The organism is Fibrobacter sp., from assembly GCA_012523595.1.
Lineage (GTDB): Bacteria > Fibrobacterota > Chitinivibrionia > Chitinivibrionales > Chitinispirillaceae > JAAYIG01.
The window spans coordinates 1-8,820 of record JAAYIG010000114.1 but is presented as its reverse complement, the minus strand read 5'-3'; the positions used below and the strand labels follow the sequence as shown (position 1 = coordinate 8,820).

Annotated in this window: 8 protein-coding genes; 3 read left to right on the top strand and 5 right to left on the bottom strand. The window is 45.3% G+C overall.

Features of this window, described 5'->3' with window-relative positions:
* The 3 genes from GX089_07815 to GX089_07805 all read right to left on the bottom strand — a co-directional run.
* A partial coding sequence (locus GX089_07815; GenBank protein NLP02384.1) for a polysaccharide deacetylase family protein occupies nucleotides 1-1,277 on the bottom strand: 1,277 nt, incomplete at its 3' end.
* A 526-nt stretch (nucleotides 1,278-1,803) separates the two neighbouring features.
* On the bottom strand, nucleotides 1,804-3,129 hold the full coding sequence (locus GX089_07810; protein ID NLP02383.1) for a glucose-6-phosphate dehydrogenase (NADP(+)): 1,326 nt from the start codon (nucleotides 3,127-3,129) through the stop codon (nucleotides 1,804-1,806).
* Between the two features lie 23 nt (nucleotides 3,130-3,152).
* Nucleotides 3,153-3,314, bottom strand: coding sequence for a rubredoxin (locus GX089_07805; GenBank protein NLP02382.1), 162 nt, complete (start codon nucleotides 3,312-3,314; stop codon nucleotides 3,153-3,155).
* Nucleotides 3,315-3,671: 357 nt separating this feature from the next.
* On the opposite strand from GX089_07805, the gene GX089_07800 reads away from it, so the two are divergent.
* A complete protein-coding gene (locus tag GX089_07800; GenBank protein NLP02381.1) occupies nucleotides 3,672-4,241 on the top strand; it encodes a hypothetical protein in 570 nt (189 codons plus the stop codon).
* Nucleotides 4,242-4,383: 142 nt separating this feature from the next.
* Here the strand turns inward: GX089_07800 and GX089_07795 are convergent, their stop codons facing one another.
* Nucleotides 4,384-5,106: a hypothetical protein gene (locus GX089_07795; protein ID NLP02380.1), complete on the bottom strand. Its 723-nt coding sequence runs from the start codon at nucleotides 5,104-5,106 to the stop codon at nucleotides 4,384-4,386.
* A gap of 133 nt (nucleotides 5,107-5,239) precedes the next feature.
* On the opposite strand from GX089_07795, the gene folB reads away from it, so the two are divergent.
* On the top strand, nucleotides 5,240-5,614 hold the full coding sequence (gene folB / locus GX089_07790) for a dihydroneopterin aldolase (protein ID NLP02379.1): 375 nt from the start codon (nucleotides 5,240-5,242) through the stop codon (nucleotides 5,612-5,614).
* Nucleotides 5,611-6,000, top strand: coding sequence for a 2-amino-4-hydroxy-6-hydroxymethyldihydropteridine diphosphokinase (gene folK / locus GX089_07785; protein ID NLP02378.1), 390 nt, complete (start codon nucleotides 5,611-5,613; stop codon nucleotides 5,998-6,000). Before folB ends, folK begins: the two co-directional genes overlap by 4 nt.
* Before the next feature lie 475 nt (nucleotides 6,001-6,475).
* Here the strand turns inward: folK and GX089_07780 are convergent, their stop codons facing one another.
* Nucleotides 6,476-8,479, bottom strand: coding sequence for a hypothetical protein (locus tag GX089_07780; GenBank protein ID NLP02377.1), 2,004 nt, complete (start codon nucleotides 8,477-8,479; stop codon nucleotides 6,476-6,478).
* Nucleotides 8,480-8,820: the final 341 nt, after the last annotated feature.

Genomic DNA, 8,820 nt, shown 5'->3' with positions numbered 1-8,820 from the left:
TAATCAATCGCGATACACACCTGTGAAGCGGTTTTACTGCCGTCTGTAACCTGCACAATGAAAGATGATCGTTTCAATTTACCCTGTGGCAGGAAAATCTTTACGGTACTTTCTTTGTCAATTGAATATGTTCTGATTATTTTCCCGTCAAGTCCTGCAATGTTCACTTTCAGTTTGGAACCGGAAAAGGATCTGGTATCGATCTGAAGACCACTTGCCATCCTCTTTACAAAATCGGATGTATGACTCTCATTACTGTAGAGCTTGTTCTGAACCGATGTTAAGGCAGGGGCTATTACTATATCACCTTTATCAGGCACTGCATCGAACATTACATATCTGTTCCCATTTACTGTAATGACAGATGATTCGATTGTGACCTCATCCTGGCTTACAATGACCGTATCCCAGTTCGCGGGAATTGGCCTGCGGATCGTAATCGGATAATTGTAAATTGAATCCAGAAGGTTATCGGTTACTCTGAGGATGAAACGGTTTGTCTCAGATGGAACGCTTCTAATCTGAACAGCGTTCCTCTCTTTAATGTAACGAACAACATTGCTGAATGTGGAGACCCAGAATTTCCCTTTATTCTGGCTGAGATAATTCAGGTTACCTTCTATCGCTGATGCTGCAATGGGTGAATATCCGTTGCCGTTGTTTACCTCATGCACCAGAAAAACACACCATCCGTTGGAATTCGCAGCCTCATTGACTCTCTCATTGAGATTTTCCAGGGACTTAGTAGTCCCCTGAGAGCCGCAGGTTATGGAGCTGATACCGTAAAAGTTTTGAGGAGTTTTCGATTCAATCTGCCCCTGACAAGTCCTTCCTGCTATGTAGTACTTGCTGACCAGTGAGACCGTGCCGGCATTGCAGTACGGGTAGGCGATTGTAATACACTGATTTCCAGGTATCTGTCTGTTGGTCTCGGCCTTTGATTCTCTCAGTTCACTCTCCTGGTTCTGAGAACCGGAGAGATCCGGATGAGACATGGTATGGCTTCCAATCTCATGGCCGTTTGCCGCAAGTGCCTTGAGCTTGTTCCAGTCCACCCCCCAGTTGATTACCGGATAGAATGTGGCTTTAAAGCCCTTTGCATCAAAAAGCGGCACCGCATGCGTAAACTGATTTGCGCACTGATCATCAAAAGTATAGGTCACCGCAGCAGAACGGAATCCCTGCCAGGTACCGACTTCATAGGGCGCATCAACCGATTGTGCCAGAAGCTGCACAATGCATCCGGAAATCAACAGCCAGCATGAGGCTTTTACCATAACTGTCTCCTGTGTTTGAATATTTATAGTTGAAATTTAATAATTCGAAGGCAGGAAAATACAGTATTTAAGATTTTCAGTACACAAAATGTGTACGACAGCATTGGTTCTTTTTTATACAGATTACGGAGTATGATGATTGAATTTAAAGAGATAAGGTGGAGGTCTCCCCCTGTCTTTAGCCCCTCCGTAGCTTCTTAGCGAAGGTGGCCACCACCCCCTCTGTGTTGACATAGTGCAGTGCACTGCGGGAAACTGTTACAAGTCGGGTAAGGTTGGCTGGCTTCTTAATCTTTACTGGTGGAAGAAGAACGATATTTATACAGCGGATTTCCATTTTGTTCTTGGGCCCCGTAATCGGGGGAAAAAAAAGAGGCGGCATTAATGCCACCTCTAGCCGGGCTTGTAAGAAAATGAAGTTTCATTGTTTTCTATTTACCCCGATTTATTGGGTTTTTACATGCATTGGAGTACAATTGTATTGTCGTGCTGTCGTACTCTCGTACTCTCGTACCCTCAATAAAAATCAGGAGCAGAGATGAGCATATTTATCGAAATCGATCCAGTTCACATCTAATTTGCTTTCGGGAAGTTTCCCTGGTGTGTATGTAAATTGACTGTCTTTATTGATAATATCTTTGAGTACAAGCCAGGCGTGCTCAGTTTCTGCAGCGCTGACAAAGAGAGTATGGTCCCCCCTCAGGGCATCTAAAAGAAGGCGCTGGTAGGCCTCAGGGGAGGCGCTCTGGAAAGAATCCCTGTAGCAGAAGTTCATGTAGCTCTGTGTGATCTGCTCATCCGTTCCAGGCTCTTTTGTGGAAATATCCACTATTATTCCCTCTGCCGGCTGAATCTTGAAGATAATCTGGTTTGGAGGAATGGTGCCGTCCTTATTAAAAAGAATCTTTGGAAGAGAGTGGAAGCGGATACCGATTTCGGTACCGCTCCGATGAACCGCTTTTCCGGATCTGATATAGACCGGAGTTCTTGCCCAGCGAAGATTGTTGATAGAGAGTTTCAGTTCTGCGAAAGTCTCAGTTTCAGATGATCTGCTGACACCCTTTTCCTCGCAATAGCCCTGGTACTGATGAAATCTGTACTCCTCCACTTTCAATGAGCGCAGAACACAGACCTTCTGATGCCTTATGTCATCGGGGTCAAGGCTTACCGGCGCCTCCATGGTAACAAGACAGAGCAACTGCAGAAGATGATTCTGGATCATATCTCTGACTATTCCGGCTGTGTCAAAATAAGCTCCCCTCTCATCAACCCTTGCCCTCTCCAGAGCGCTTATCTGAATCGATTCAACATACCTGCTGTTCCAGACAGATGAGAAGATCTGATTGGCGAAACGGAAAACCATTATATTCTGAACCGCTTCTTTTGCCAGATAGTGATCGATCCTGAAAATCTGCGATTCGTCGAAGCAGGATACAAGTTCGCTGTTGAGGGCTCGTGCGGAGGCAAAATCGTAGCCAAAGGGTTTCTCTATAATTATCGATGCCTCCCTGCCAAAACCCTCAGCGGCCAGCTCCCTTGCTGTGGGACCGTAGGCAAGTGGGGGCTGGGCGAGGAAGAAGACCACCTTGGAGAAGCTCCCTTTTGAGGCCAGGAATTCCCGGAGACCTGGGATGTACTGATGATAGAATAGAATTTTCCTGAACTCATCGGAGACATCGAACCTTTGCCTGAATTTTTCATCGGTGTAGTGGGTTCTTCCAGATCCGGCAATGAGGCAGTCTCTTCCGAGTTTACCCGCTTTAAAGAGGGCATCGAGAGCCGGGAGCAGCTTGCGCCTGGCAAGGTCTCCCGATGCTCCGATAATGACGATTGCACAACGATTAAGGTTCAAAATGATCCTGGTTGTTGATAGTTTCAGTCTTCCGGTGAAAACTCATCTTTGCCAACACCACACTGAGGACATACCCAGTCATCAGGGAGATCTTCAAAGGCTGTTCCAGGAGCTATCCCGCTGTCGGGATCACCTGTTTCCGGATCATACACATAACCACATGCGTTACAGATATAGCGTTTCACAAAACCTCCTTGAAATGAGAGAGACTGTTAAACAATACCCAGGTTCAGATTTCAGGAGCCAAATTCAAACAGCCTTAAACTTAAATCCTGAGTAAATTGTTTCCTACATACAGAAATATAAATGAAAAGGATACACATTTGGGAAATTAACAGTTTTACCGGGCCTGATTTAAGCGCATTTCTTATCCGTATAGCATTTGGTCTGTCTTTTGCGATTTTAATACCAAAGGAGCGAAAACATTCGCGACACGGTCAAGCTCAGGCTGATAGCCTGAAGAACGACTTCGAAATCCGCAAAAATACGACGGCCTTTACGAAAGCGTTCCTCAGGATGGCAGACCTCGTCAAGGAGGAACAATGAAAAACCTAAACACTCTTCTTATTTTTTTCTTTTCCATGCCGGTAATTGCCTGTATAAGTTGTTCGGGAATAAAAAGCGACAGCACCATGGATGAGCCGGTTCAGCCTATCACTTCCCTGGATCAGTTCAATAACATCATAGAAAACTCCGGTAATCAGCTTATCGCTTTTGATCTCTTCGCCAACTGGTGCATGCCCTGTCATGTACTTGCACCAACTCTGGATGAAGTGGCGCGGGAGAACCGCTCCAAGGTCACGATGTACAAAGTTGATACCGATCAGTTTCCCCAGATAACCGCTGCTTTTAATGTAACCGGAATTCCCTTTGTGGTTTTCGTCAAGAATAAAAAAGCACTCTATGCCCTGATCGGGGTACAGCCTAAGGAATCCTATGTCAAAATTATAAACACTTACGCGGACACAAGCTCAGAGATGGAAATGAAACCAAATGGAAAGAAAATAGAGGGGATCAGGATAAATTTACCCTTCTTTTTCGTCAAAAACGGCGTTCCGGAGTTCACCCCTGTAATCAGGATGCCCGGCAGAAAAAGTTTTTTCAGCAGATAAGACAATAGTAAAGCAAAGGGCCCTTGATGTCCCTTTGCTTTCACTTTTTTCTGTATGATCCTTTCCCGGACTGCCCGGTCCGGGAAAACAGGTTTTTCCTGTGTAACTAATATGTGTTTACTGATTGGAAACGGCACCACTATTACTGGCTTTGATGAGGCCAGGTTACACCTTTACCCAGAATAGCCTGGATATATGGTCCCTGAAGATTTACATCCGGACCACCTGTTACCTCTGAGCCGCCCTTTCTCCAGTCTGTGCTTCTGACCGGATCAAAGAAATAACCTGCCCTTATTCCCACAATTGAGTTGTTAAACTTTCTCCAGGCAGGAAGCTTAACATCGAAACCTGCTCCCAGATTGATCACGATGGAAAACTGCCAGAGGTTGTCTGGTGAAGGGCTGTTGACGGCGGTTCCGAAAGGTACCTGATCAGGACCTACCCAGAGACTGGCAATTCCAAGACCGAGTCCCAGAATTGGGTAGAGGAAGAGGTTTTCCTGTGACAGCACCTGAAAACCGGTGTTTATGTTGATACGTCCTGCCCAGAACCCGGCTCTTGTACCATCATCACTGTTTTTTCTCCACAGAAGCGCCTCGATATTCCCCCCGGTCATCACACGATCATAGATCATGTCCCATCCATAACCCAGTGACAGGTTATAACTGGAGAAGCCTGTGAGATCCAGCCCGTCAAGCCTTGAATTGAGTTGATCCACATCAATCCATGACACTCCACCCATCAGGTAATGACGAAGGATTAGATTGGTGGGCAGACTGTCACCTCTCCAGCGATGGATCTGGGCTGAAGTGGTGAAGACAAGAGAGAACACAAAGAGAAGGGGAAGAAAACGGGATCTGTTCATAGTACCTCCCTGGAAGGTTTATTGGAAATACTCTGTTAAATCGAATCGCAGCAACCTTCTTGCCATAAAACAGAGGAATTGGTAAATTATTTGCGGGTACTATGGGGCTTATTTAACAGAAAAGAGAGCACAGATGAGAGTAAAAAAGTCATTTGCGACAGTTCACATCTCAAACCTTTCTCTTGAGACCACGATTGGATGGAATACGTGGGAGCAGCAGCAGAAGCAGAATATCATCATAAATATCACATTTGATTTTGACCAGACTGCCGCTGTTGAATCGGATGAACTCAATGACACCGTTGACTACAGGGCACTGAAAAACAGGATCAGGCGTGAGGTCGAAAGTACTTCATTTAAACTGCTTGAGAAGCTTGCGGATCATATTCTGGGGGTTGTGATGAGTGATGAGAGAGTGGTAAGTGCAACTGTCAAGATAGACAAACCTCACGCTCTAAGCCAGGCGGATTCAGTTTCTGTGAAGATAAGCGCTGAAAGGGAGAGATGAACAGGGCGGTGGTATCAATAGGGTCCAACATAGATCCACGGCAAAATGTAAGTAAAGCCCTGACCATACTCGGGGAGAGATTCTCCGTGGAAGCGGTTTCAAATTTTGCTTTTACATCTCCTGTTGGTTTCCTTGATCAGCCGGATTTTCTAAACGGGGCAGTTCTTCTTGCGACAGATCTTTCCTGTGAGGAATTAAAGGGCGTACTGGAAGGGATAGAGAAGGAGATGGGAAGAGTAAAATCTGCCAACAAATTCGGCCCCAGGGTGATAGACCTGGATATTGTGGTCTGGAACGGGGAGGTGACAGATGAGGATTACTATAACAGGGAATTTTTAAGGGATGCGGTTGAGGAGGTAATAGAGGGAAAAAAGAGGGTTTCTTGAGAGACCTCAGAGGTGCGGGGAGAAGAGGAAACAGGGGAAACAGGGAATTATGTGATTTGGGTGTGAGACTTCAGCTTAATAGATCAGATTGGCTTCTTTTGTTCCTGCCTTTTTAGCATAGTAATCGAGATCGGAATTGTATTGTAATCGGAGGAAGCTCGCCGAAAAAAGCAAAAAGAGAGTTTGTTTTTTTTTACTTTTTTCCGATGGGGAACTGAGTATTTGCCCTTTTCGAGCTTTCCCTATTTCACCTCCGGGGTGAAATGGTGACTTAATCGATTAAATTAGTTGTTAATTCACCCCGGAGATGAATTAAGGACCGAAGAGTTTTCTTCCCCGGTTTGTTCCGGTTGGGGTAGGGTGATAGAAAAAAGCAAAAAGATAGTCCGTCCCTTTTTTTACTTTTTTCCGGTACAGTGGCATCTCTGAGAAATGGGAATCCGATTTTACAATCGGATTCCCTGCAGCAAAACACTCATTTTTGGATGATCAACTTCTGAGTAAATCTGGTCTGATTGTCCACTGCACCCTTCAGAAATACCACCTGAGGAACTTTCCCTTTCAAAGGAATCGAAATAAATCCGTCTGCTGTTGTTCCCTTCCAGTTGAAAACCAGCCTGCCATCCGGAGAGAATCCCTCAAGGGAAGTGTTTCCGGTAATGCCTGTTTTTATATGAAGAATCCCTCTCTGCATGCTGCAGGATATTCCTCTGCTTTTCTGCCTGGAATCTGTTGAGTAACGCACAGGTGAAATATCGGCGAACCTCAGGGATACATTGTCAAGTGATAATCCGGCAGTTGACTTCCCGATGTTGAATTCGACTCTGACATTGTCTGATGATGCCGAAGCAGTAAATTCAAAAGAGAACGGCTGCACCTGGGTTGTAATTGTTACAGTCTGCTGGAAAAATTTGGTGTATTCTCCTCCGGCTTCTCCCACTGCCACAAACATCGAACGTTCTGCGGTAGAACCGGCATCAAAGGAGAACACGTATGACCGTCCGGCCTCAAGTTTCATCCCTGCCTGAACAACCTGCACATGCCACTCCTCTGTTCCTCCGTTTGTTATCTCTACCACATACCTGCCATCGACAACACTGGCACTTGCGGCAGAGTTCCCATACCCTTCACCCTTGCCAAGGCTCCATGATGTGGCATCATTATCGAATGTTCCGTTTCTTACAAGTTCACCTGCTGAGGCAAAGAAAGCAGATACTGTCATATTACGGGTAATCTTGATTGTGATCTGTGCAGTAGTCCCGCTTGCATCACCAGACCACCTTAAAAGCTCATTTCCCTCATTTGGAACTGCCGTGAGTGTAATCTCTTCTTCTCTGTTGTACTGGTCTTTCTGTGGTGAAACCGTGATAGATCCGCCCTGAGGTTGATTGATGGTAAGTGTGAAGGGACCAGGATTTACGGTCTTTGGTGGGAAAACAAGATCATGGTTGGCATCACTCCAGGTCTTGAAAGCGCTTCCGAAGTTGCTTAAACTGCCGTTATCATCCACACCATTGGATGTCCATGGCATGACTCCCTGCCATCCGAGAGCTACTGCTTTCTGCAGGCATTCTGCTGGACTGTAGCCGGCACCATGTCCTATGGCAGCGTATTCTCCTATCACACAGGGTTTCTCATCAATCTCCCAGCTTGACGGGCCATTTTCAAACGGGGTGCTGAACCATTCTTTCATCCAGTCATAGTAGTGATTGTTATAAAAATCCAGATATGCTCCGGGCTGCAGCTTCTGAAGCTCCGCATCGGAGTAACGGTTTTTACCGTAAGTGGGACTTAAATACTTGGGACCTGCACCGGTTCCAAGTGTCACCAGCACCTCGCTGTTCTGATGTACTGCATTTGCTACCCTTGCGACCAGATCAAAAACATTGCTGATATCTACTCCATCATTTTCATGAACCCAGTCCAGTTCGTTTCCCACATCGATTGACCAGAAATAGGGGTTATCCCCGAACCGGTTGAGAAGTGGTATGACGTAATTATCAACAAAGGACTGACGGTTTCCGGCGTTATTGTACATTGCACGCCACTCTGTAGCCTTGTTGTTTTCTTCTTTTGAATGATCAAAGGAGATCAGTGCCAGCATCAGGTAAATTTCATTGTTTTCTGCGATTTGAAAGAGACTTTCCAGATGAGTCCAGAATTGTGATGTGGGTTCCTGGATTTTCCCGGTTGCATCGATACCGGGAGAGGGGTTATCGCCGTTGCAGCTTATCCATACCCTGGTGCAGTTAAGCCCTGAATCGTGCATCGCCTTAAAATGGCTGTTCCACCAGTTATAGTTAAAATTCTGTCCGAACTCATTCCAGTTATTCCATGGAGTATTGGCACCCAGCATGAAAATCTGGTTATCGCCCAGGAAGAATTTATTTCCTTGTACCCGGATTCTTTGTGCCTGTGCAGTGAAAATGAACACCACTGCTGTTAATAGAGCAACCCCGGCAAAATTAAACCGTTTCATCAACCCCTCCTCATAGAGACATGAAATTAAAACGTCTAACATGAAATAGAATACCTGTTCAATTAATATAAAGAACAAAACACTACTGAACAGAGAAGAATGATGGTTGGAATTGAGGATCGCGCCTTTTTTTGTGGACTGGTCAGTCCACAGGGGTGGGGTTGTATGGGATGTATCTTTATCTTAAAAAACCATAGTATCTATCTTAAAACCTTAGAAGTAGTTTCAAAACCCATACATTATATAAGTGTGTTTTAAAATGAAACACTAGACTTTTGCCTTGGTCATAATTAAATTAACAAGAGCAGAGCTTCCCAAATAAAAAGGAGGACTCTGCATAT

Coding starts and splice junctions, on each gene's coding strand:
- GX089_07800 (NLP02381.1), top strand. CDS start 3,672: ATGAAAAACCTAAACACTCTTCTTATTTTTTTCTTTTCCATGCCGGTA.
- GX089_07795 (NLP02380.1), bottom strand. CDS start 5,106: ATGAACAGATCCCGTTTTCTTCCCCTTCTCTTTGTGTTCTCTCTTGTC.
- folB (NLP02379.1), top strand. CDS start 5,240: ATGAGAGTAAAAAAGTCATTTGCGACAGTTCACATCTCAAACCTTTCT.
- folK (NLP02378.1), top strand. CDS start 5,611: ATGAACAGGGCGGTGGTATCAATAGGGTCCAACATAGATCCACGGCAA.
- GX089_07780 (NLP02377.1), bottom strand. CDS start 8,479: ATGAAACGGTTTAATTTTGCCGGGGTTGCTCTATTAACAGCAGTGGTG.